General features: G+C 63.1%; 22 protein-coding genes. 15 read left to right on the forward strand and 7 right to left on the reverse strand.

Going from position 1 to position 22,911, the window contains the following annotated elements:
• Positions 1-97: 97 nt before the first annotated feature.
• From ACNFCJ_RS13395 to ACNFCJ_RS13405, 3 genes are all read right to left on the reverse strand, one after another.
• The gene (locus ACNFCJ_RS13395) at positions 98-2,239 is read right to left on the reverse strand and encodes a 3-hydroxyacyl-CoA dehydrogenase NAD-binding domain-containing protein (protein ID WP_416771827.1); all 2,142 of its coding nucleotides are present in this window, start codon (positions 2,237-2,239) and stop codon (positions 98-100) included.
• Between the two features lie 16 nt (positions 2,240-2,255).
• Positions 2,256-3,461, reverse strand: a complete 1,206-nt coding sequence (locus tag ACNFCJ_RS13400; RefSeq protein WP_416771829.1) for an acetyl-CoA C-acetyltransferase — start codon at positions 3,459-3,461, stop codon at positions 2,256-2,258.
• A gap of 591 nt (positions 3,462-4,052) precedes the next feature.
• Positions 4,053-4,940 carry an AEC family transporter gene (locus ACNFCJ_RS13405; protein WP_416771830.1) on the reverse strand — a complete coding sequence of 296 codons (888 nt, stop codon included), beginning with the start codon at positions 4,938-4,940 and terminating at the stop codon, positions 4,053-4,055.
• A 93-nt stretch (positions 4,941-5,033) separates the two neighbouring features.
• Between ACNFCJ_RS13405 and ACNFCJ_RS13410 the strand changes: the two genes are divergently transcribed.
• Positions 5,034-5,393, forward strand: coding sequence for a rhodanese-like domain-containing protein (locus ACNFCJ_RS13410; protein WP_416771831.1), 360 nt, complete (start codon positions 5,034-5,036; stop codon positions 5,391-5,393).
• Complete coding sequence (locus ACNFCJ_RS13415) at positions 5,390-6,196, forward strand: c-type cytochrome (RefSeq protein ID WP_416771833.1); 807 nt, start codon at positions 5,390-5,392, stop codon at positions 6,194-6,196. Before ACNFCJ_RS13410 ends, ACNFCJ_RS13415 begins: the two co-directional genes overlap by 4 nt.
• A gap of 134 nt (positions 6,197-6,330) precedes the next feature.
• On the opposite strand, the gene ACNFCJ_RS13420 is transcribed toward ACNFCJ_RS13415, so the two are convergent.
• The 4 genes from ACNFCJ_RS13420 to ACNFCJ_RS13435 form a co-directional block, all read right to left on the reverse strand.
• A complete protein-coding gene (locus tag ACNFCJ_RS13420) occupies positions 6,331-7,128 on the reverse strand; it encodes a transglutaminase family protein (RefSeq protein ID WP_099523693.1) in 798 nt (265 codons plus the stop codon).
• Entirely contained in the window at positions 7,125-8,075 is a 951-nt protein-coding gene (locus tag ACNFCJ_RS13425; RefSeq protein ID WP_061239121.1) for an alpha-E domain-containing protein, read from the reverse strand. Before ACNFCJ_RS13425 ends, ACNFCJ_RS13420 begins: the two co-directional genes overlap by 4 nt.
• A 2-nt stretch (positions 8,076-8,077) precedes the next feature.
• On the reverse strand, positions 8,078-9,487 hold the full coding sequence (locus ACNFCJ_RS13430) for a circularly permuted type 2 ATP-grasp protein (RefSeq protein ID WP_416771836.1): 1,410 nt from the start codon (positions 9,485-9,487) through the stop codon (positions 8,078-8,080).
• Between the two features lie 345 nt (positions 9,488-9,832).
• Positions 9,833-10,513: an alpha/beta family hydrolase gene (locus tag ACNFCJ_RS13435; RefSeq protein WP_343350011.1), complete on the reverse strand. Its 681-nt coding sequence runs from the start codon at positions 10,511-10,513 to the stop codon at positions 9,833-9,835.
• A 101-nt stretch (positions 10,514-10,614) separates the two neighbouring features.
• Between ACNFCJ_RS13435 and ccoN (ACNFCJ_RS13440) the strand changes: the two genes are divergently transcribed.
• From ccoN (ACNFCJ_RS13440) to ACNFCJ_RS13500, 13 genes are all read left to right on the forward strand, one after another.
• The gene (gene ccoN, locus ACNFCJ_RS13440; protein WP_099523689.1) at positions 10,615-12,054 is read left to right on the forward strand and encodes a cytochrome-c oxidase, cbb3-type subunit I; all 1,440 of its coding nucleotides are present in this window, start codon (positions 10,615-10,617) and stop codon (positions 12,052-12,054) included.
• Positions 12,054-12,662 carry a cytochrome-c oxidase, cbb3-type subunit II gene (gene ccoO / locus ACNFCJ_RS13445; protein WP_099523687.1) on the forward strand — a complete coding sequence of 203 codons (609 nt, stop codon included), beginning with the start codon at positions 12,054-12,056 and terminating at the stop codon, positions 12,660-12,662. The genes ccoN (ACNFCJ_RS13440) and ccoO (ACNFCJ_RS13445) overlap by 1 nt, the downstream gene beginning before the upstream one ends.
• A 5-nt stretch (positions 12,663-12,667) precedes the next feature.
• Positions 12,668-12,847, forward strand: coding sequence for a cbb3-type cytochrome oxidase subunit 3 (locus ACNFCJ_RS13450; protein ID WP_125835368.1), 180 nt, complete (start codon positions 12,668-12,670; stop codon positions 12,845-12,847).
• Complete coding sequence (gene ccoP / locus ACNFCJ_RS13455) at positions 12,844-13,770, forward strand: cytochrome-c oxidase, cbb3-type subunit III (protein WP_099523686.1); 927 nt, start codon at positions 12,844-12,846, stop codon at positions 13,768-13,770. The genes ACNFCJ_RS13450 and ccoP (ACNFCJ_RS13455) overlap by 4 nt, the downstream gene beginning before the upstream one ends.
• A gap of 347 nt (positions 13,771-14,117) precedes the next feature.
• Entirely contained in the window at positions 14,118-15,560 is a 1,443-nt protein-coding gene (gene ccoN / locus ACNFCJ_RS13460) for a cytochrome-c oxidase, cbb3-type subunit I (protein ID WP_416771839.1), read from the forward strand.
• Positions 15,560-16,168 (forward strand): cytochrome-c oxidase, cbb3-type subunit II, encoded by a 609-nt coding sequence (gene ccoO, locus ACNFCJ_RS13465; protein ID WP_017677204.1) that lies wholly within the window; start codon positions 15,560-15,562, stop codon positions 16,166-16,168. Before ccoN (ACNFCJ_RS13460) ends, ccoO (ACNFCJ_RS13465) begins: the two co-directional genes overlap by 1 nt.
• A gap of 6 nt (positions 16,169-16,174) precedes the next feature.
• Entirely contained in the window at positions 16,175-16,363 is a 189-nt protein-coding gene (locus tag ACNFCJ_RS13470; RefSeq protein ID WP_017677205.1) for a CcoQ/FixQ family Cbb3-type cytochrome c oxidase assembly chaperone, read from the forward strand.
• The gene (gene ccoP, locus ACNFCJ_RS13475; protein WP_416771840.1) at positions 16,360-17,355 is read left to right on the forward strand and encodes a cytochrome-c oxidase, cbb3-type subunit III; all 996 of its coding nucleotides are present in this window, start codon (positions 16,360-16,362) and stop codon (positions 17,353-17,355) included. Before ACNFCJ_RS13470 ends, ccoP (ACNFCJ_RS13475) begins: the two co-directional genes overlap by 4 nt.
• Positions 17,356-17,517: 162 nt before the next feature.
• Entirely contained in the window at positions 17,518-18,930 is a 1,413-nt protein-coding gene (gene ccoG, locus ACNFCJ_RS13480; protein WP_416771842.1) for a cytochrome c oxidase accessory protein CcoG, read from the forward strand.
• A 13-nt stretch (positions 18,931-18,943) separates the two neighbouring features.
• Positions 18,944-19,462 carry a FixH family protein gene (locus ACNFCJ_RS13485; RefSeq protein ID WP_024307960.1) on the forward strand — a complete coding sequence of 173 codons (519 nt, stop codon included), beginning with the start codon at positions 18,944-18,946 and terminating at the stop codon, positions 19,460-19,462.
• Positions 19,463-19,470: 8 nt separating this feature from the next.
• The gene (locus tag ACNFCJ_RS13490; RefSeq protein WP_416771843.1) at positions 19,471-21,879 is read left to right on the forward strand and encodes a heavy metal translocating P-type ATPase; all 2,409 of its coding nucleotides are present in this window, start codon (positions 19,471-19,473) and stop codon (positions 21,877-21,879) included.
• A 62-nt stretch (positions 21,880-21,941) separates the two neighbouring features.
• A complete protein-coding gene (ccoS, locus tag ACNFCJ_RS13495) occupies positions 21,942-22,148 on the forward strand; it encodes a cbb3-type cytochrome oxidase assembly protein CcoS (RefSeq protein ID WP_099523671.1) in 207 nt (68 codons plus the stop codon).
• A complete protein-coding gene (locus ACNFCJ_RS13500) occupies positions 22,141-22,824 on the forward strand; it encodes a sulfite exporter TauE/SafE family protein (protein WP_416771844.1) in 684 nt (227 codons plus the stop codon). Before ccoS ends, ACNFCJ_RS13500 begins: the two co-directional genes overlap by 8 nt.
• Positions 22,825-22,911 lie beyond the last annotated feature (87 nt).

A 22,911-nucleotide genomic window follows, 5' to 3' on the forward strand; every position in this document is an offset into this window, starting at 1 on the left:
CCTGAGCGCTGCACTTTGCATCATTGCACCAGTAAAAACACAAACGCCCCGAATCAATCGAGGCGTTTGTATTGAACCGGTTCAGTTCAGAACGTTTTCACACAGTCTGCTTGGCGGCCTTTTCCAGCAACAGCGCAGGCGGCAGGAAACGCTCGCCGTATTGCTCGGCCAGGTACTGCGCACGGGCGACGAAGTCTTTCACCCCGTACTGGTTGATGAACTGCAGCGCACCGCCGGTCCAGGCGGCGAAGCCGATACCGAAGATCGAGCCGATATTGGCATCAGCCACTGACGTCAAGACGCCCTCTTCCACGCAGCGCACCGTCTCGATGGCCTGGATGAACAGGATGCGGTCGCGCACGTCCTCCTGCGAGATCTGCGCATCGGCCTTTTCGAAACGTGCCTTGAGCTCGGGCCACAGGTGCTTCTTGCCACCCGCCGGGTAATCGTAGAAACCACTCCCGGCCGCCTTGCCCGGACGCTTGTACTCGTTGAGCATGAGGTCGATCACGGCGAAGGCCGGGTGTTCCGGGATGGATTTGCCCTCGGCCGCCAGATCCTTAATGGTCTGCTGACGGATGTGGTTCATCAGGCTCATCGACACTTCGTCGCTGATCGCCAGCGGGCCGACCGGCATGCCGGCCTTGCGCGCCTCGTTCTCGATCATCGCGGCGCTGACGCCCTCACCGAGCATGGCCAGGCCTTCGTTGGTGAAGGTGCCGAACACCCGCGAGGTAAAGAAGCCGCGACTGTCGTTGACCACGATGGGCGTCTTCTTGATCTGCATGACGTAGTCGAAGCCACGCGCCAGCGTTTCATCGCTGGTCTGCTCACCGCGGATGATTTCCACCAGCGGCATCTTGTCCACCGGGCTGAAGAAGTGCAGGCCGATGAATTTCTCGGGGTTGGCCACGGCAGTCGCCAGGCCGGTGATCGGCAGCGTCGAGGTGTTGGAGGCGATCACCGCATCGCTCAGCGCAACAGCTTCGGCTGCCGCGGTGACCTTGCCCTTGAGCGCACGATCCTCGAATACGGCTTCGATGATCAGGTCGCAGCCGTCGAAATCCGTCTCGCTATCGGTAGCCTTGATCAGCGCCAGGAAAGCCTCACGCTGCTCGGCCGTCATGTGGCCCTTGCTGACTTTCTTGTCGAGCAGCTTGGCCGAATAGCTTTTGCCCTTCTCGGCCGCGTCGAGAGACACATCCTTGAGCACCACCTCGATACCAGCTGCCGCGGACACATAGGCGATGCCGGCGCCCATCATGCCGGCACCGAGCACGCCGACTTTTTTCGTCTTGGTTTTCGGATAGCCCTGTGGGCGCGAGCCGCCAGCATTGATTTCGTTGAGCTGGAACCAGAAGGTACCAATCATGTTCTTCGCCACCTGGCCGGTGGTCAGCTCGGTGAAGTAGCGCGCCTCGATGATCTGCGCGGTGTCGAAATCGACCTGCGCACCCTCGACGGCGGCGCACATGATCTTCTCCGGCGCCGGGAAGCAGCCCTTGGTCTTGTCGCGCAACACGCTCGGGGCGATGGCCAGCATCTGCGCCACGTTGGGCGAGCTGGGCGTACCGCCGGGAATCTTGTAGCCCTGCACGTCCCACGGCTGCTTTGCGGACGGGTTGGCGACGATCCAGGCGCGGGCCTTGCTCAGCATCTCGTCGCGGTCGCTGGCCAGGTCGTGAATCAGCCCAGCCTTGAGCGCGGCGTCTGGGCGCACCTTCTTGCCTTCGGCCAAATACGGCAGCGCTTTTTCCAGGCCGAGCAGGCGCACCATACGCACTACCCCGCCACCGCCTGGCAGCAGACCGAGAGTCACTTCAGGCAAACCGAGCTGCACGTGGCTCTCATTCAGGGCGATGCGGTGGTGACAGGCCAGGGCGATTTCCCAGCCGCCGCCCAGCGCCGCACCGTTGATGGCAGCAACCACCGGCTTACCGAGGGTTTCCAGGCGGCGTAGCTGACCCTTGATCTTCAGGATCATCTCGTAGAAGCCTTGAGCCTCGGCCTTGGTGACCTTGATCAGCTCGTTGAGGTCACCGCCGGCGAAGAAGGTCTTTTTCGCCGAGGTAACGATCACCCCCGCGATCGAATCCTTTTCCGCTTCCAGGCGTTCGACGATCTGGCCCATGGCTTCGCGGTATACCGCGTTCATGGTGTTGGCGCTCTGGCCGGGCATGTCCATGGTCAGGACGACGATATTGTCCTGACCTTTTTCGTAACGGATGGCGTCAGTCACTTTTATTATCTCCGCCTCAAACTCTTTCAATAATCGTTGCGATACCCATGCCACCGCCGACGCACAATGTGGCCAGGCCGTAGCGCAGCTGCCGCTTCTCCAGCTCGTCGAGCAGCGTGCCGAGAATGGCGCAGCCAGTGGCGCCGAGCGGATGGCCCATGGCGATGGAGCCACCGTTGACGTTGACCTTGTCCTCGCTCACGCCCATGTCCTTTATGAACTTCATCACCACCGAGGCGAAGGCCTCATTGACCTCGAACAGGTCGATGTCGTCGATGGACAGTCCCGCCTTGGCCAGCGCCTTGCGCGTGGCCGGTGCTGGGCCGGTGAGCATGATGGTCGGGTCAGTGCTGGTCACCGCCGCCGCGACGATGCGCGCGCGCGGCTTCAGACCCAACTCCTTGCCCTTGGCCGCGGAGCCGATCAGCATCAGCGCCGCGCCATCGACAATGCCCGAACTGTTGCCGGGCGTGTGCACGTGCTCGATACGCTCGACATGGCTGTAGACGCGCAGCGCGGTGGAGTCGAAGCCCATCTGCCCCATCATCTCGAAGCTCGGCTTGAGCTTACCGAGGCCTTCCAGAGTCGAATCGCCACGAATGAACTCGTCATGGTCGAGCAGCACGATGCCGTTCTGGTCGGCGACCGGCACCAGCGACTTGGTGAACGAACCATCGGCGCTGGCACGCGCCGCCTTCTGCTGCGAACGCAGGGCGAAGGCGTCGACATCGGCGCGACTGAAGCCTTCCAGGGTGGCGATCAGGTCGGCGCCGATACCCTGCGGGACAAAATTGCTGTGGATGTTGGTTTCCGGGTCCATCACCCAGGCACCGCCGTCGGAGCCCATGGGGATGCGCGACATGGATTCCACACCGCCGACCACCACCAGATCTTCGAAGCCGGAGCGCACCTTCATCGCCCCCAGGTTCACCGCCTCCAACCCAGACGCACAGAAACGGTTGAGCTGCACACCTGCCACGCTGACGTCCCAGTCCGCGACCATGGCAGCGGTCTTGGCGATATCGGCGCCCTGATCGCCCACCGGCGTCACGCAACCGAGAACGATGTCGTCTACCTGACTGGTGTCCAGATCATTGCGCACTTGCAGGGCGTTCAGCAGGCCGGCAACCAGTTGAACAGGTTTGACGCTGTACAGCGCGCCGTCCTTCTTGCCCTTGCCACGGGGCGTGCGCACTGCGTCGAAAATATATGCTTCGGTCATGGCGTCCTCGGAGACTATTACGGCGCTGGCGGAACATCATGCTCCGGCCACACCTGTTCTTATTGAGCCTGCTTACCATAGCGCCGAGACGCCGTGGCTCAATGACCGAAGCGCTCAGCGCCATTGACCACTGAGCTCAGACGAACGGTCGGTTGCCGGGTTGGCAGTGGCCTCAGCAAGCACGCGCTCTGTCTCAAGGCCTGCGGCATGGCCAGCGAAGGCGCACATAACTCGAACGTTTTAACAGGCTTCGGCTAGAAACCAAGTCATCTAAGGAAGTTGTGACACCAACCCTAGAGTTACACATGCGCCCTTGCACAAAGCGGCGCAGGGAGCCGCCGCCGGGTCATGCCGGGGCGGTGAGTCAGAACAACGCCCAGGCGTGACGCAGCGACCCACCAGGCAGTACGGCAGGCGCTCGACGTCACACCCATAACAACAAAAGGCATACGGCCATGTTCAAACAGCCGAAATACCGCCAGGCTGGCGTCATCCTTTTCGCCACGGCAGTCATCCTGATCCTTCCCAATCTGACCCGTCTGGTCAGTTGATCCCCACCGTCCCCGCAACTGCGCAGACGCCGTAGCGCGCTCAGCGCAGTGCGGGTATCCACCACGCCAGCAGCAGTGGAATCAGCACGAAGGCCAGCAGTGTCGAGCACAGCACCAGACTCGCGACTTGCTCAGGTGACCGGCCTGCGCGCACCGCGAACAGGTAATTGAACACCGCCACTGGCATCGACGACTGCAGCACCAATACGGCGTGCGCCAACGGCTGCAAGCCGATTATCCAGCCGATGATCCAGCCCAGCGCCGCGCCACAGAGAATGCGCAACAATCCCAGCACTAGGCCGTTACCCAGGTGCTGCACGCGGATACTGGCCAGTGACACACCCAGCGTGATCAGCATCAGCGGGATGGTCATACCGCCCAACAGGTCGACGGTATTGGCCAGCCAGCGCGGCAATTCAACATTGAGAAACAGCACTGGCAACACCAGCGCCAGGCTGATCATTATCGGGTTTAACAACAGTCCCTTGACTGAAGCCGCGGCTCCGGAGAGCAGCATGCCGATACTGAAATGCCCCACCGACAGCACCAGGAAAAACGCCACCGCCAATGCCAGGCCAGGCTCACCGAAGGCGAACAGCGCCATGGGCAGGCCCATGTTGCCCGAGTTCGGGAACAGGTAAGCCGGTACCAACACTTTCCAGTCCAGGCCGAACAGGCGACTCAGCAGCCAGCCAACCAGCCCCATGCATGAGGTCACCAGCACGCAGGCCAGGGCCATTTGCGAGAAGGCCCCAACATCCAGCTCGGCACGGCTCAGGGTAGACAGCACCAGGCAAGGCGTACCGACATTGAGCACCAGGCGCGCGATGAAATCAGTGGGGTACTGGTGACCGCTGCGCACCCAGCCGTAGCCGATGCCTGCCGCAATCAGTACCGGAGCCAGAACGGCGAACAACTCGGCTAACATCTACTACCCCCGTCACGTCGAGCGAGGCATCCTAGACTGCACGAAAGGCTCGGGCAATGCTGCCGGGCCCATCAATCCGCTCTGGGGTCTGCCATGCGCCTGATTCTCCTGCTCACCAGCCTGTTCGCTCTGCTCACTGCCCATGCCAGTGAAATCGATCAGGCCGCCGCCATCTCCGCCTTGCAGCGCAGCGACAGCCTGTTGATCGACGTGCGTAGCGCCGAAGAGTTCGCGGAGGGTGCACTGCCCGGCGCCATCCGTATCGGCCACGAAGATATCGCCGCCCAGATCGCCAGTGTCGCCCCGGACAAAGATCACCCCCTCGTGCTCTACTGCCGCAGCGGTCGCCGCTCTGCCCTCGCCCAGCAAAGCCTCGAGGAAATGGGCTACCGCCAGGTGATCAATGCCGGCGCCTATGACGATCTGCGACCGCTGCTGGAGCATCGCGAATGAGAGCTGCCCTGTTGCTGACGTTGATCACCCTGAGCGGCGTGGCGCAGGCGGCCGAGTTCGAGGTGCAACTCAACGATGGCCGACGCGCCTGGAGCAGCAGCGAACTGCTCGAGCACCCGCACGCGCGCGATATCAAGATCATCGATGACGTCAGCTACAAGCGCCCCATGCACTACCGCGCTGTGCCGATCAGTACGCTGCTGGAGGGTATCGAGCCCGGCGACCATCTCCAGGCCGTGGCGCTCGACGGTTTTGCCGCGGAACTGCCGGCCTCGATTCTCTTGGCCAAAGAAGGTGCAAAAGCCTGGCTGGCCATCGAAGATCCCGAGCATCCCTGGCCGCCGCTGGCGCAGGACAAACCCAGCGCGGGACCTTTCTACCTGGTCTGGACCGATCCTTCTGCCAGCCAGATCGGCCCCGAGCAATGGCCCTTTCAGGTCGCCCGGATTCGTCAGCTGGCCGCTGTCGAACAGCGCTTCCCTGCCCTGCTCCCGGCGACGGATGCCAATGCTGAGGTGCAGGCGGGGTTCGCCGTCTACCAGAAGAACTGCATGGCCTGTCATCGCCTCAATGGCGCGGGTGATTCCGAGTTCGGCCCAGACCTGAATATTCCGCACAACCCGACCGAATATTTCACAGGCGATTTTCTAGAGCGCTACATCCGCGACCCACAGAGCTTGCGGCGCTGGCCGCAGGGGCGTATGCCCGGCTTCAGCGAGCAGGTACTGCCACCTGCCGAACTGCAGCGCTTGATCGCCTACCTGCGGCACATGGCCCAGCGCAAGAGCAACACGAGCCCGTAGAACGATTTGGGAAGGGTGCGCCGTGCGCACCGGGATTTTTGGCGGGGTAAACCGAGGTGCGCATGGCGCACCCCTCGAAAGGTCGTCAGTCTGGGGCGCGCGGCGCCCCTATATCACGAGCGCCTATTGGCGCATCACTGCTGACGCACCTGCAGCAGTGGCGCCACCTGCACCTGCGCATGCATTTGCTCGCAGCCGCCACCGCGGCGCATGCCACGTACCGGGCAGGCATCGAGGTAATCCAGGCCGACTGCCAGCTTCAGATGTCGCTCCGGGCGCGCCAGGCAGTTGGTTACGTCGAAGCTGTACCAGGCATCGCCGACCCAGGCCTCGGCCCAGGCGTGGCTGGCCAGGTGCTCGGCATCGTCGGTATAGAGGTAGCCCGACACATAGCGCGCCGGCACGCCCAGGCTACGCGCGCAGGCGAGGAAGGCATGAGTGTGATCCTGGCAGACGCCACGGCGGCTGGCGAAGGCCTCAGCGGCGCTGGTGTCCACTTCGGTGGTGCCGGGCTGATAGGCAATGTGGGCGTTAAGCGCATGCATCAGGTCGATCAGGCCAGTGCGATCCACGCGCGCCTTGCTTTGCTGCGCGGCGAACTCACGAATGGCCTCATCGGCCTGAGTCAGGCGGGTGAAGCGCAAGAACGGCAGCGCTGACTGGCGCTCGTGCTCGGCCTCGCAGGTTTCGTCGATCTCCACCTGGCCGCGGGCGCCGATGACGATGGACTCGTGCGGCTCGTCCAGGGTCAGCACGTGCAGAATGTTGCCGTAAGGGTCGAGCTGCGCGTGCACCGGGCGCGGCAGATCAAGCTGCCAGCTGAGTACCTGCTGGCGCTCGCTGTCATGCGGGGTCAGGCGCAGGTACTGGATACTGGCGCGTACCTGGTCATCGTAGCGGTAGGTGGTGTCATGACTGATCGAGAGTCTCATGCGACCTCCAGGTAGGACGTATGGATGGTATTGCCCAGCTGGCGCACCAGCAGGATGAAATCGGTAAGCCAGGCATGCAGGCCTTCGTCGAGCACTTCGTCGATGCTGGTATAGCGCAGTCGCGCATCCAGCTCGGCGGCCAGGCGCTGCGCCGGTCGACCGTTCTCCCCCGGTAGACCCGCGAGCATCAGGTTGAGTTCTTCCATACAGGCTCGCAGCGAGCGCGGCACGTCCGGACGCAGCAGCAGCAGTTCGGCGACCTTGCGCGTACGTGGTGAGCCTCGATAGCTCTCGGCAAAGGCCTCGAACGAGGACAACGCCCGCAGCAGCGCACTCCATTGGTAGTAGCTGCGCGCGGTGCGCTCCTCCAGCTCGTCGATCTCCTCGCCGAGCATTTCGTAGCGCGCATCGAGCAGGCGCAGGGTGTTGTCGGCGCGCTCGATGAAGGTGCCCAGGCGGATGAAGCGGTAGGCTTCACCGCGCATGATGGTGCCGAAGGTGGCACCACGGAACAGGTGCGAACGCTCCTTGACCCACTCGCAAAAGCGGCTGATGCCGTAGCGGCCAAGGCCCTGCTCGGCGATCCCGCGCATCTCCAGCCAGCTGGCGTTGATGTTCTCCCACATGTCGGCGGTAATTCGGCCGCGCACCGCATGGGCGTTGCTGCGCGCAGCCTGCAGGCAGCAGTAGATACTGCCCGGGTTGCTCGCATCGAGGGCGAAGAAGTGCAGCATGCGCTCGGCATGCAATGGGCCGTGGCGCTCCAGGTAGTCGTCCAGAGTGCCGGTGATCAGCAGCGGCATGGCCAGTTCGTCGAGGCCATCGCCACGGCCGTCCTGCGGCATCAGCGACAGCGAATAGCTGACATCGAGCATACGCGCCAGATTTTCGGCACGTTCCAGGTAGCGCGACATCCAGTACAGATCGGAGGCAGTTCTCGAAAGCATGGTCAGTCCTCCACCACCCAGGTGTCCTTGGTCCCGCCGCCTTGCGACGAATTGACCACCAGCGAGCCTTCGCGCAGTGCCACACGCGTCAGACCGCCAGGCACCAGGCGGGTTTCGCGGCCGGTCAGAACGAACGGGCGCAGATCGATATGGCGTGGTGCGATGCCGCGCTCGACGAAGGTCGGGCAGGTCGACAGGCACAGCGTCGGCTGAGCGATGTAAGCCTCCGGCTTGGCGATCAGGCGCGCGCGGAAGTTCTCGATCTCGGCCTTGCTCGCCGCCGGGCCGACCAGCATGCCGTAGCCGCCGGAGCCCTGGGTTTCCTTGACCACCAGCTCGGACAGATTGGCCAGCACGTGGGACAGTTCTGCCGGTTTGCGACACTGCCAGGTTGGCACGTTCTTCAGGATCGGCTCCTCGTCCAGATAGAAGCGGATCATGTCACCGACGTAGGGGTAGACCGACTTGTCGTCGGCCACGCCAGTGCCGATGGCGTTGGCCAGCACCACATTGCGCGAACGATAGGCCGACAAAAGCCCAGCGACACCGAGCATCGAGTCGGGGTTGAACGCCAATGGATCGAGGAAGGCGTCGTCAAGGCGGCGATAGATCACGTCCACCTGGCGCGCACCGGCGGTGGTGCGCATGTAGACCTTGTCGTCACGGACGAACAGGTCAGCGCCTTCCACCAGTTCCACACCCATTTCACGGGCGAGGAACGCGTGTTCGAAGTAGGCGCTATTGAAGCGCCCTGGGGTCAGTACCACGACCGTGGGGTTGTCCAGCGGGCTGGAGCTCTTCAGCGCATCGAGCAGCAGGTTCGGGTAGTGATCCACCGGTGCCACACGTTGCGCGGCGAACAGCTCGGGGAACAAACGCATCATCATCTTGCGGTCTTCGAGCATGTAGCTCACACCGCTGGGCGTGCGCAGGTTGTCTTCCAGCACGTAGTAGCTGCCGTCGCCGTCACGCACCAGGTCGACCCCGGCGATGTGTGCGTAGATGTCGCGATGCAGGTCAAGGCCCTGCATCGCCATCTGATAACCCTCGTTGGCCAGCACCTGCTCGGCCGGGATGATCCCCGCCTTGATGATGCGCTGGTCGTGGTAGAGGTCGGCGAGGAACAGGTTGAGTGCCTGCACACGCTGGATGCAGCCGCGTTCGACGATACGCCATTCGCTGGCGGGGATGGAGCGGGGAATGATGTCGAAGGGGATCAGCCGCTCGGTGCCCTGATCATCTCCGTAGAGGGTGAAGGTGATACCGGCGCGGTGGAACAACAGGTCGGCTTCTCGTCGGCGCTGAGCCAGCAGATCGTCCGGCGTCTCTGCCAACCAGCGGGCAAATTCGCGGTAATGCGGGCGGACAGCGCCGCTCGCGTCGTACATCTCGTCATAAAAGGTGCGGGCCATGCCGTACTCCTTGTCACCCGGACTTGCAGCATCCTCTGCAAGGCCCGAGCCAGCACAATTAATCCTTTAAAATCAAAAACCTACCTATCAACCAAAAACATTGCGCACCATTACAGTGCAATACGATGTTTCCGTCATGACGTACCGCCCCATTGCGTGGCACAGCGTGCTGTGCAGGGCAGCCATCCGCTTACCCATGCAGGTAAAAAGCCTGCAATGCCCGCACTGAAACGGGCCCGGACACTCAGCTGTCACATTGCGTGACCAGGCGGTCAAGCGCAACCGCTTTTACAGCGGCCGTGCGAGGAAAAAGTGTCCGAATACGAGCACGCGGCCGAGCTCGGATCAGTGTTTCATGCGCCCAAGAAACGCCACGATCTGTGCCGCTGCAGTGGCGAGGTGCTGCTCATGGCTGAAGCCGGACGCCTTCAACGGCTTGAGGTCATGGTCGGCAGCCTGCAGCCAGTGCAGCTCGATGGCCGCTGACAACTCATAGCCGGCAACCGCCTCGCGATTGCCCAGTGCGTCGCGTTCGCCCTGGATGATCAGCGTTGGCGTGCGCAGTTCGGCGAGATGGGCGACGCGCGGCTTCTCGGGCTTGCCGGCGGCATAGAAGGGATAGCCGAGGCAAACCAGAGCGGAAGCCTCCAATTCGTCAGCCAGCAAGCTGGCCATGCGCCCGCCCATGGACTTGCCGCCGATGGCTACGGGCCCTGTGACCCGATGGCGCACCTGTGCATGCACATCACGCCATTGCTGCAGCAGTTGCGCCTGCGGATTGGGCGGTCGTTTACGTCCGTCCACCCGCCGCTGCGCCATGTAGGCGAACTCGAAACGCACCACACGCACGCCCCGCTCTGCCAGGCCCAGCGCCATGGTCTGCATGAACGGGCTGTCCATCGGCGCGCCGGCCCCGTGCGCGAGGATCAGCGTGCTCGATGCCGCCTGCGGCGGTTCGTCCCACTGCCAGGGCAGTTCCTGCTCGCATTGATCAGCGTCAATAAATCCAGATGGCCCTTTGCTCATGCTTGCCTCGCGTCGATTTCCGTGGTGTCCGTGGCTTGCTCATGCCTGCGTCCACCACGGTTATCGACCGCTCTGCCATAACCGTGGATGGAAGCCCAGACATGAACACAACAACCCGTTCCGCCTACAACTACAGGGTGGTTCGCCAGTTCGCCATTATGACGGTGGTTTGGGGCATCGTCGGCATGGGACTCGGCGTATTCATCGCTGCCCAGCTGGCCTGGCCCGAACTCAACTTCAACCTACCGTGGACTAGCTTCGGCCGCCTGCGCCCGCTGCATACCAATGCGGTGATCTTCGCCTTCGGTGGCTGCGCCTTGTTCGCCACCAGTTACTACGCGGTGCAACGCACCAGCCAGACCACGCTGTTCGCACCGAAACTGGCTGCCTTCACCTTCTGGGGTTGGCAACTGGTGATCCTGCTTGCAGCCATCACCCTGCCCCTGGGCTGGACCAGCTCCAAGGAATACGCCGAACTGGAATGGCCGATCGACATCCTGATCACCATCGTGTGGGTGTCCTACGCCATCGTCTTCTTCGGCACGGTGATGCAGCGCAAGGTCAGCCACATATACGTGGGTAACTGGTTCTTCGGCGGGTTCATCCTCACCGTGGCCATCCTGCACGTGGTCAACAACCTGGAGATTCCGGTCACCCTGACCAAGTCCTACTCGCTGTATGCCGGCGCCACCGATGCGATGATCCAGTGGTGGTACGGCCATAACGCCGTGGGCTTCTTCCTAACCGCCGGCTTCCTGGGGATGATGTATTACTTCGTGCCCAAGCAGGCCGGTCGCCCGGTCTACTCCTACCGCCTCTCCATCGTCCACTTCTGGGCGCTGATCGCTGTGTACATCTGGGCCGGCCCGCACCACCTGCATTACACCGCGTTGCCGGACTGGGCACAGAGCCTGGGCATGGTGATGTCGCTGATCCTCCTGGCCCCCAGCTGGGGCGGCATGATCAACGGCATGATGACCCTCTCCGGCGCCTGGCACAAACTGCGCACCGACCCGATCCTGCGCTTTCTGGTGGTGTCCCTGGCCTTCTACGGCATGTCGACCTTCGAAGGCCCGATGATGGCCATCAAGACCGTCAACGCCCTGTCCCACTACACCGACTGGACCATCGGCCACGTGCATGCCGGCGCCCTCGGCTGGGTCGCCATGGTGTCCATCGGCTCGCTGTATCACCTGATTCCGAAGGTGTTCGGTCGTGAGCAGATGCACAGCATCGGCCTGATCAACGGCCACTTCTGGCTGGCCACCATCGGTACCGTGCTCTACATCGCCTCGATGTGGGTCAACGGCATCACCCAGGGCCTGATGTGGCGCGCAGTCAACGAAGACGGCACCCTCACCTACTCCTTCGTCGAAGCGCTGGAAGCCAGCCATGTCGGCTTCGTGGTGCGGGTGATCGGCGGCGCCATCTTCTTCGCCGGCATGCTGCTGATGGCCTGGAACGTCTGGCTGACCGTACGCAGCGCGAAATCCACCGAGATGGAAGCCGCTGCGCAGTTCTCGGTAGAAGGAGCCCACTGATGAAACACGAGATTCTCGAGAAGAACATCGGTCTGATGGCCCTGGTGATGATCCTGGCGGTCAGCATCGGCGGTCTGACTCAGATCGTCCCGCTGTTCTTCCAGGACGTCACCAACGAGCCGGTCGATGGCCTCAAGCCTTACAACGCGCTGCAACTGGAAGGCCGCGACATCTACATCCGCGAAGGCTGCGTCGGCTGCCACTCGCAGATGATCCGTCCGTTCCGCGCCGAAACCGAGCGCTACGGCCACTACTCCGTCGCTGGAGAAAGCGTCTGGGATCACCCCTTCCTGTGGGGTTCCAAGCGTACCGGCCCGGATCTGGCTCGCGTCGGCGGTCGCTACTCGGACGAGTGGCATCGCGCTCACCTGTACAACCCGCGCAACGTCGTGCCGGAGTCGATCATGCCCGCCTACCCCTGGCTGGTGGAGCACGCCCTCGACGGCAAGGACACCGCCAAGAAGATGAGCGCACTGCGCACATTGGGCGTGCCCTACAGCGACGACGATATCGCCGGGGCCAGCGACGCGGTCAAGGGCAAGAGCGAGATGGATGCTCTGGTCGCCTACCTGCAGGTGCTTGGCACCGCCGTGAAGAACAAGAGGTGAGTGCCATGTTCGAGCTTATCGATATCGGCACCCTGCGCGGCATAGGCACCGCGCTGGTCCTGATCGCCTTCACCGCCGTCACCCTCTGGGCCTACAGCGGCAAACGCCGCGACGCTTTCGCCGAAGCCGCCAACCTGCCCTTCGCCGATGAGCCCAAGCCCGCCGTTTCGAGGACCCAAGCATGACCACCTTCTGGAGTTGGTACATCACCCTGCTGACCCTCGGCACCATGGTCGCCCTGTTCTGGCTGATCTTCGCCACTCGCAAGAGCGAGGTGCACAAGAGCCCGACCGAACAGACCATGGGCCATGCCTTCGATGGCATCGAGGAATATGACAACCCACTGCCGAAGTGGTGGTTCATGCTGTTCCTCGGCACCCTGGTGTTCTCCGTGGGCTACCTGCTGCTGTATCCCGGCCTGGGCAACTTCAAGGGCCTGCTGCCGGGCTATGAGGACGGTTGGACCCAGGTCAACCAGTGGCAGCGCGAGATGAACCGTGCCGATGAGCAATACGGGCCGATCTTCGCCAAATATGCCGCCATGCCCATCGAAGAAGTGGCCAAGGACGAGCGCGCGTTGAAAATGGGCGGTCGCCTGTTCGCCTCCAACTGCGCGGTTTGCCACGGCTCCGATGCCAAGGGCAGTTACGGCTTCCCCAACCTGGCCGACAGCAGTTGGCGCTGGGGCGGCGAGCCGGAAACCATCAAGACCACCATCATGCATGGCCGTATGGGCATGATGCCGGCACAGGGCCCGGTGATCGGCGAAGATGGCGTACGCAACGTCGCTGCCTACGTCCTTACCGAACTCGGTGGCCGTGAACTGCCAGACGACGCCCAGGCCGACGTCGCCGCCGGCAAGCAGATCTTCGCCACCGTCTGCTCCGCCTGCCACACCCCGGCCGGCACCGGCATGCCGGCGATGGGCGCACCGAACCTGACTCAACCCAGCGCGTTCATCTACGGCAGCAGCTTCGCCCAACTGCAACAGACCATTCGCTACGGGCGCAGCGGCAACATGCCGGCTCAGGGCGACTTCCTCGGCAATGACAAGGCCCACCTGCTGGCCGCCTATGTGCTCAAGCTGAGCCAGGGCGAAAACAAGTAACCTCCCCCTGCATTACCGGCGACCGAATCGCGGTCGCCGGCCCCTCCTCACACCTGTGCGACTCAGTGTCGCACCCGCCGACCAATAGCCCTGCAATTTCCTTGATCTGGGCTAAGCTGGCTTTCAGTCGCCATCTGTCACAACTCTAAGGCGATCCTTTCTTAGCGCTGCGCAAACTTACTGCGCCAAAAGCTCGCAGAGCGTTTTCGGGTTCCTCTCGCAAGGCCCGTTAAAGCCTCTGGAACCCAGTTCGTGTCGGCATGCTGCGTTGCAATGGCTACCTGCTTTCTCCATACTTGCCGCCGATTTTTGCCCCATAAAAATCCATTAACCGTGGAACCCCTAGCATGAGCACAGCAATCAGTCAGACTGCTTATAACTATAAGGTGGTCCGCCAGTTCGCCATTATGACGGTGATCTGGGGGGTCATTGGGATGGGTCTAGGCGTGTTCATCGCCGCACAACTCGTGTGGCCGGAACTCAACCTTGGCCTGCCGTGGACCAGCTTCGGCCGTCTGCGCCCGCTTCATACCAACGCGGTGATCTTCGCCTTCGGCGGATGCGCACTGTTCGCGACCTCGTACTACGTGGTCCAGCGCACCTGCCAAACGCGCCTGATTTCCGACGGTCTGGCTGCCTTTACCTTCTGGGGCTGGCAAGCGGTCATCGTCCTGGCGGTGATCACCCTGCCGATGGGCTACACCAGCACCAAGGAATACGCCGAGCTGGAATGGCCGATCGACATCCTTCTGGGCCTGGTCTGGATCACCTACCTGGTGGTGTTCTTCGGCACTATCGTCAAGCGCAAGACCAAGCACATTTATGTGGGCAACTGGTTCTTCGGCGCCTTCATCCTCGTGACCGCTATGCTGCATATCGTCAACAGCGCGGCCATGCCGGTGAGCCTGTTCAAGTCGTACTCGGTCTACGCCGGCGCGACCGACGCGATGATCCAGTGGTGGTACGGCCACAACGCCGTAGGCTTCTTCCTGACCACCGGCTTCCTGGGCATGATGTACTACTTCGTACCCAAGCAGGCCGAGCGTCCGATCTACTCCTATCGCCTGTCCATCGTGCACTTCTGGGCGCTGATCACCCTGTACATCTGGGCCGGTCCGCACCACCTGCACTACACCGCCCTGCCTGACTGGGCGCAGTCCCTGGGCATGGCCATGTCGGTCATCCTGCTGGCACCGAGCTGGGGCGGCATGATCAACGGCATGATGAGCCTGTCCGGCGCCTGGCATAAGCTGCGCACCGACCCGATCCTGCGCTTTTTGGTCGTGTCCCTGGCGTTCTACGGCATGTCGACCTTCGAAGGCCCGATGATGGCCATCAAGACCGTCAACGCCCTGTCCCACTACACCGACTGGACCATCGGCCACGTGCACGCCGGGGCGCTGGGCTGGGTAGCGATGATCTCCATCGGCTCGCTGTATCACCTGATTCCCAAGGTGTTCGGCCGCGAGCAGATGCACAGCATCGGCCTGATCAACACCCACTTCTGGCTGGCCACCATCGGCACCGTGCTGTACATCGCCTCGATGTGGGTCAACGGCATCACCCAGGGTCTGATGTGGCGTGCAGTGAACGAAGACGGCACCCTCACCTACTCCTTCGTCGAAGCGCTGGAAGCCAGCCATGCAGGTTTTGTCGTGCGCATGATCGGCGGCGCCTTCTTCGTCACCGGCATGCTGCTGATGGCTTACAACACCTACCGCACCGTGCGTGCCGCCAAGCCGGCTGAATACGAAGCGGCTGCGCAGATTCCCGCCGGAGTAGCTCACTGATGAAACACGAAATCATCGAGAAGAATATCGGCCTGATGGCGCTGCTGATGGTGATTGCCGTCAGCATCGGTGGCCTGACTCAGATCGTCCCGCTGTTCTTCCAGGACGTCACCAATGAGCCGGTGGAAGGCCTCAAGCCCTACACCGCCATGCAACTGGAAGGTCGCGATATCTACATCCGCGAGGGCTGCGTCGGCTGCCACTCGCAGATGATCCGCCCGTTCCGCGCCGAGACCGAGCGTTACGGCCACTACTCCGTCGCTGGCGAAAGCGTCTGGGATCACCCCTTCCTGTGGGGTTCCAAGCGTACCGGCCCGGACCTGGCCCGCGTCGGCGGCCGCTACTCGGACGAGTGGCATCGCGCCCACCTGTACAACCCGCGCAACGTCGTGCCTGAGTCGAAGATGCCCGCCTACCCATGGCTGGTGGAGAACAAGCTCGACGGTCGCGACACCGCCAAGAAGATGGAAGTCATGCGTGGCTTCGGCATCCCCTACACCGACGAAGATATCGCCGGTGCACGCGATGCCGTGAAGGGCAACACCGAAATGGACGCGCTGATCGCGTACCTGCAGGTGCTTGGTACTTCCATCAAGAACAAACGGTAAGACGCTATGGACATCGGGATGATTCGCGGCATCGGCACGGCGGTGGTATTCATCGCCTTCATCGGCGTGGTGCTCTGGGCCTACAGCAGCAAGCGCAAATCGAGCTTCGACGAAGCTGCCAACCTGCCCTTCGCTGACGACCCCAAGCCCGAGTCCAAGCGCGATCAGGACTCTTCCAGGAGCAATAACCAATGACCACGTTCTGGAGTTGGTACGTAACCATTCTGTCTCTGGGCACCATTTTCGCCCTGACCTGGCTGATCTTCGGCACCCGCAAGGGCCAGCGCCAGGAAACCACCGAGGAAACCGTCGGCCACAGCTTCGACGGCATCGAGGAGTATGACAACCCGCTGCCGAAGTGGTGGTTCATGCTGTTCATCGCCACCATCGTCTTCGCCCTCGGCTACCTCGCGCTGTATCCGGGCCTGGGTAACTTCAAGGGCCTGCTGCCGGGCTACGACTACGTCGACAACGAAAAGCAGACGCCTTTCGCAGCCGGCGTACAGATCGCTGACGGCTCCATGCGTCACTCCGGCTGGACCGGCGTGCACCAGTGGGAAAAGGAAATGGCGCGCGCCGATGAGCAATACGGCCCGCTGTTCGCCAAGTACGCCGCCATGCCGATCGAAGAAGTCGCACAGGACCCGCAAGCCCTGAAAATGGGTGGCCGCCTGTTCGCCTCCAACTGCTCGGTTTGCCACGGTTCCGATGCCAAGGGCAGCTACGGCTTCCCCAATCTGACCGACAACGAATGGCGCTGGGGCGGCGAGCCGGAAACCATCAAGACCACCATCCTCAAGGGTCGCCAGGGCGCCATGCCGGCTCAAGGCCCGGCCATTGGCGAAGACGGCGTGCGCAATGTCGCCGCCTACGTGTTGACCGAGCTGGCCGGTCGTGAGCTGCCGGAAGGCGTGGAAGCCGATATCGAAGCGGGCCAGAAGGTCTTCGCCGGTACCTGCTTCGCCTGCCACGGCGCTGACGGCAAGGGTACTCCTGCCATGGGCGCACCGAACCTGACCAACCCGGCAGCGTTCATCTATGGCAGCAGCTACGCGCAACTGCAGCAGAGCATCCGCTACGGTCGTCACGGCAACATGCCAGCCCAGGAAGAATTCCTCGGCAACGACAAGGTGCACCTGCTGGCTGCCTACGTGTACAGCCTGTCGCACAAGGCCCAAGAGCAGTAATCGCAGAACGACTCTTTTGACAAGGGTCAATGAACGCCCGGGTCGCGACCGCTGGTCGCACCCGGGCGTTGTCTTTCAGGCGTACCATATGAGCTACCGTGAATTGACCCTGACCGGCACGTATCGGCCCGGGCTGCCACTCAACCGCTTTGGTATGCATTGATGAGCGAACAGATTCCCGTCCAGGACGTCACCCCTCCTACTGCCAAGAACGCCGGCGTCGATCTCTACGCCAGCCGCGAGAAGATCTATACCCGCGCATTCACCGGCCTGTTTCGCAATCTGCGGCTTGCTGGTGGCGCCCTCCTCTTCCTGCTGTTCTTCGGCACCGTCTGGCTGAACTGGGAAGGCCGCCAGGCCGTCTGGTGGAACCTGCCGGAACGCAAGTTCCACATCTTCGGCGCCACCTACTGGCCGCAGGACTTCATGCTGCTGTCCTGGCTGTTGATCATCTGTGCCTTCGGCCTGTTCTTCATCACCGTGTTCGCCGGCCGCGTCTGGTGCGGCTATACCTGCCCGCAGAGCGTCTTCACCTGGGTCTTCATGTGGGCGGAGAAAGTCACCGAAGGTGACCGCAACCAGCGCATGAAGCTCGACAAACAGCCCATGAGCGGCAGGAAGTTCGGGCGCAAGCTGGCCAAGCACGGCATCTGGGTCGGCGTGTCGCTGCTCACGGCGATCACCTTTGTCGGCTACTTCACGCCTATTCGCGACCTGGTGATCGAGATCTTCACCGGCCAGGCCAGCGGCTGGGCCTATTTCTGGATCGGCTTCTTCACCCTCGCCACCTACGGCAACGCCGGCTACCTGCGCGAGCAGGTGTGCATCTACATGTGCCCCTATGCGCGCTTCCAGAGCGTGATGTTCGACCAGGACACCCTGATCGTCTCCTACGACCCGCGCCGCGGTGAGAAGCGCGGCCCGCGCAAGAAGGACGCCGACTACAAGGCACAGGGCCTGGGTGACTGCATCGACTGCAAGATGTGCGTACAGGTCTGCCCCACCGGCATCGATATCCGCGACGGCCTGCAGATCGAATGCATCGGCTGCGCCGCGTGCATCGACGCCTGCGACGACATCATGGACAAGATGAACTATCCCAAGGGGCTGATCAGCTACACCACTGAACACAACCTGTCCGGGCGCAAGACGCACCTGCTGCGCCCGCGCCTGATCGGGTACGCTGTCGCACTGGTCGCGATGATCGGCCTGTTCGCCTGGGCTGTGGCCACTCGTCCGCTGGTGGAGCTGGACGTGCTCAAGGACCGCGTACTGTTCCGCGAGAACGAGCGCGGCTACATCGAGAACGTCTACACCCTGAAGATCATGAACAAGGCCCAGCGCGACATGACCTACGTGATCAGCGCCGACGGTCTCGACGGCTTGATCTACGAAGGCAAGCGAGAAGTGCGAGCCCTGGCTGGCGAGGTGTACTCCTTCCCGGTCGAGCTTTCCATCGCACCGGAGAAGTTGCCGTCTAGCGCCAACAACATCGTCTTCCACGTACAATCGGCGGACGACCCCAGTATCAAGAACGACGCCGACAGCCGCTTTATCGGCCCCAGCGTCCGCTGACAACGGAAAGAGCATGTCCGAGCAAAACCCATCGCCAGCCAAACCCTGGTACAAGCAGTTCTGGCCCTGGTTCATCCTGTTCCTGCTGGGCTACTCGGTGGTGCAGGGTCTGACCCTGCTCACCATCGCCACCAAGAACCCGCCCGGGCTGATCTCCGACGATTACTACGACGTCGGCAAGGGCATCAACCAGTCTCTGGAGCGAGAGAAGCTGGCCGAACGCCTGCAACTGCACGGCGAGCTGGTGCTGGACAACACCACCGGTGTCGCCACCCTGTCGCTGCAGGGCAGCAGCAATCCGCAGCAGATCGTCCTCAACCTGATCTCGCCGACCCAGCCGGAACGCGACCGCCGCGTGATTCTGCAGCCAACCGCTGACGGCCAGTACCGTGGGCAGATGGTCGACCAGGTCAGCGGTCGCCGCTTCGTCGAACTGCTTGGTCAGGAAGGTAGCCAGAACTGGCGTCTGTTCGAGGAAGAGAACATCACCGATGGCCAGACCATCCTGATCGGTGACAACCCCTCCTACTGACCTAGCCGATGCCCGCCCCCACTCCTTGCTACCACTGTGGCCTGCCGGTGCCTGCCGGCAGCCATTTCCGCGCCGAGGTACTCGGCCAGAGCCGCGAAATGTGCTGCCCTGGCTGTCAGGCCGTGGCCGAAGCCATCGTCGACGGGGGGCTCGAGCATTACTACAGCCATCGCAGCGAAAACTCTGCCAACCCGCAGGCACTGCCCGCAGCCCTGCCGGACGAGCTGGCGCTGTATGACCGCAGCGACGTGCAGCAGCCCTTCGTCCAGCACCAGGGCGAACTGAGCGAAACGCAGCTGCTGATCGAGGGCATCAGCTGCGCCGCCTGCGGCTGGCTGATCGAGAAGCACCTGCGCGGCGTGCCGGGCGTGGCCGAAGCACACCTGAACCTGTCCAACCACCGCCTGCAGGTGCGCTGGCAGGACAGCCAGATTCCCCTGAGCCAGCTACTCGCCGAATTGCGCCGCATCGGCTATGCCGCGCACCCCTGGCGGGCAGACGAGGCCGCCGAACGCCTGGCTGCGGAAAACCGCCGACGCATGCGCGAGCTGGGCGTGGCCGGTCTGCTGTGGATGCAGGTGATGATGGCGACCATGGCCACCTGGCCGGAATTCAACATCGACCTGTCGCCGGAGCTGGACAAGATCCTGCGCTGGACCAGCCTGTTCCTCACCACCCCCATCGTCTTCTACTGCTGCGGGCAGTTCTTCCGTGGCGCCCTGCGCGACCTGCGCACCCGTCACCTGACCATGGACGTCTCGGTCTCGCTGGCCATCGGCGGCGCCTACGTGGCCGGCATCTGGTCGACCATCACCGGCCAGGGCGAACTGTATTTCGACGCCGTGGGCATGTTCGCCCTGTTCCTGCTCGCCGGCCGCTACCTGGAGCGGCGAGCACGCGAGCGCACAGCTGCCGCGACCGCACAACTGGTGCAGTTGCTGCCGGCCTCCTGCCTGCGCCTGGAGGCCGACGGCCAGAGCCAGCGCATCCTGCTCAGCGAACTGCGTGTCGGCGAGCGGGTGCTGGTGCAGCCCGGCTCGCTGATTCCGGCCGACGGCCGCATCCTCGCCGGCCAGTCCAGCGTCGACGAATCGCTGCTCACCGGCGAATACCTGCCGCTGCCACGCGGTATTGGCGACGGCGTCACCGCCGGCACGCTGAATGTCGAAGGCCCGCTGACCGTCGAGGTGCAGGCGCTAGGCGATGCCACTCGCCTGTCGGCCATCGTGCGCCTGCTGGAACGGGCGCAGAGCGAAAAGCCGCGCCTGGCGGAGATCGCCGATCGGGTCTCGCAATGGTTCCTGCTGTTCATTCTGATCGCTGCCGCCGTGGTCGGCTTCGCCTGGTGGGAAATCGACTCCAGTCGCGCCTTCTGGGTGGTACTCGCCCTGCTGGTGGCCACCTGCCCCTGCGCCCTAGCCCTCGCCACACCGACAGCTCTGACCACCGCCACTGGCAGCCTGCACAAACTGGGCATGCTGCTCACTCGCGGTCATGTCATCGAGGGTCTCAACCAGATCGACACCCTGGTGCTGGACAAGACCGGCACGCTCACCGAAGGCCGCCTGACCCTCAAGGCCATCCATCCGCTGCGCGACCTTGACGAGGGCGATTGCCTGGCGCTGGCAGCCGCACTCGAAAACCGTTCGGAACACCCCATCGCCCGCGCCTTCAGCCAGGCGCCACGCGCGGCGGAATCTGTCGACAGCTACCCGGGCCAGGGCCTGCAGGGCAGCGTCGACGGTCGCCTGCTACGCATTGGTGAGGCCAGCTTCGTCTGCGCCCTCAGTGGCCAGGCAGTACCCGCGATTGCCAGCGAGCACGGGCAATGGCTGCTGCTGGGCGACGAACAGGGACCGCTAGCCTGGTTCGTCCTCGACGACCGCCTGCGCGAAGATGCGCCTGCGCTGATCGCCGCCGCCCGCGCCCGTGGCTGGCATATTCACCTGCTCTCCGGCGACAGCTCGCCGATGGTGGGCGAAGTCGCCCGTCTACTGGGCATCGAAGACGCTCGGGGCGGCCTGACCCCGGATGCCAAACTGGCCGTGCTCAAGCAGTTGCACAGCGAAGGGCGCCGCGTGCTGATGCTCGGCGATGGCGTCAACGACGTACCGGTGCTGGCCGCTGCCGATATCAGCGTGGCCATGGGCTCGGCCTCCGACCTGGCGAAAACCAGCGCCGACGCTGTGCTGCTGTCGAACCGCCTGAGCAGCCTGGTCGACGGCCTGAAGCTGGCCAAACGCACGCGCCGCATCATCATCGAAAACCTGGCCTGGGCGACGCTGTACAATGGCCTGGTACTGCCCTTCGCCGCCCTGGGCTGGATCACACCGATCTGGGCGGCCGTGGGCATGTCCCTGAGTTCGCTGCTGGTAGTGCTCAATGCCTTGCGCCTGAGCCGAACCCCGAATACGTAGGAGCGAGCGCTGCTCGCAACGAAGCGGTGCTCGCTCCTACTTAGATGCCCCCTGGAGACCGCATGTCCGCCCTCTACATCTTGATCCCTGTCGCCATCGGCCTGGTCGGTTTCGCCATCTGGCTGTTCTTCTGGGCGGTGGACAGCGGTCAGTACGACGATCTCGACGGCCCAGCGCACAGCATTCTGTTCGACGACGAAGATCCGCTGCACAAGGCCGGCGTCGAGCAGGCCGCGGACCACAACAAGCCGGGAAAACCTGATGCTTGAGCTGGCACCGCTGCTGGTGTCGGCGCTGATCCTTGGACTGCTCGGCGGCGGCCATTGCCTCGGCATGTGCGGCGGTCTGATGGGCGCACTGACGCTGGCGATTCCCCCCGAGCAACGCGGCAGGCGTCTCCAGTTGCTGCTGGCTTACAACCTCGGGCGCATTCTCAGCTACAGCCTTGCAGGCTTGCTCCTGGGCCTTGCCGGCTGGGCCATTGCAGGCAGCAAAGCCGAAGTGGCGATGCGCACGCTGGCTGCCTTACTGCTGATTGCCATGGGCCTTTATCTGGCCGGCTGGTGGAGCGGGCTGACACGTATCGAAGCACTGGGCCGTGGCCTGTGGCGGCGTATCCAGCCTCTGACGCGGCGCTTCATGCCCGTCAGCAGCCTGCCGCGCGCCCTGGCTCTCGGTGGTTTATGGGGCTGGCTGCCGTGCGGGCTGGTCTACAGCACCCTGCTGTGGGCCTCCAGCCAGGGTAATGCGCTTAACAGCGCGCTGCTGATGCTGGCCTTCGGCCTGGGCACATGGCCGGTACTGCTGGCTACCGGCCTGGCTGCCGAACGCATCACCGCTCTGCTACGCAAGCGTGGCGTGCGCATGGCCGGCGGCCTGCTGGTCATCCTGTTCGGTATCTGGACCCTACCCGGCCCACACCAGCACTGGCTGATGGGGCACTGACCTATAACCGGATTACATCCAGACTACGCCGCGACAACACCTGCGGTGCTCGACGCGCCCTTGATTCAGGTCAAGGCCGCCACCTAC

Origin of the sequence: Pseudomonas sp. NY15364 (assembly GCF_048068235.1) — a bacterium.
In the GTDB taxonomy this organism is placed as follows: Bacteria; Pseudomonadota; Gammaproteobacteria; order Pseudomonadales; family Pseudomonadaceae; genus Aquipseudomonas; species Aquipseudomonas mendocina_D.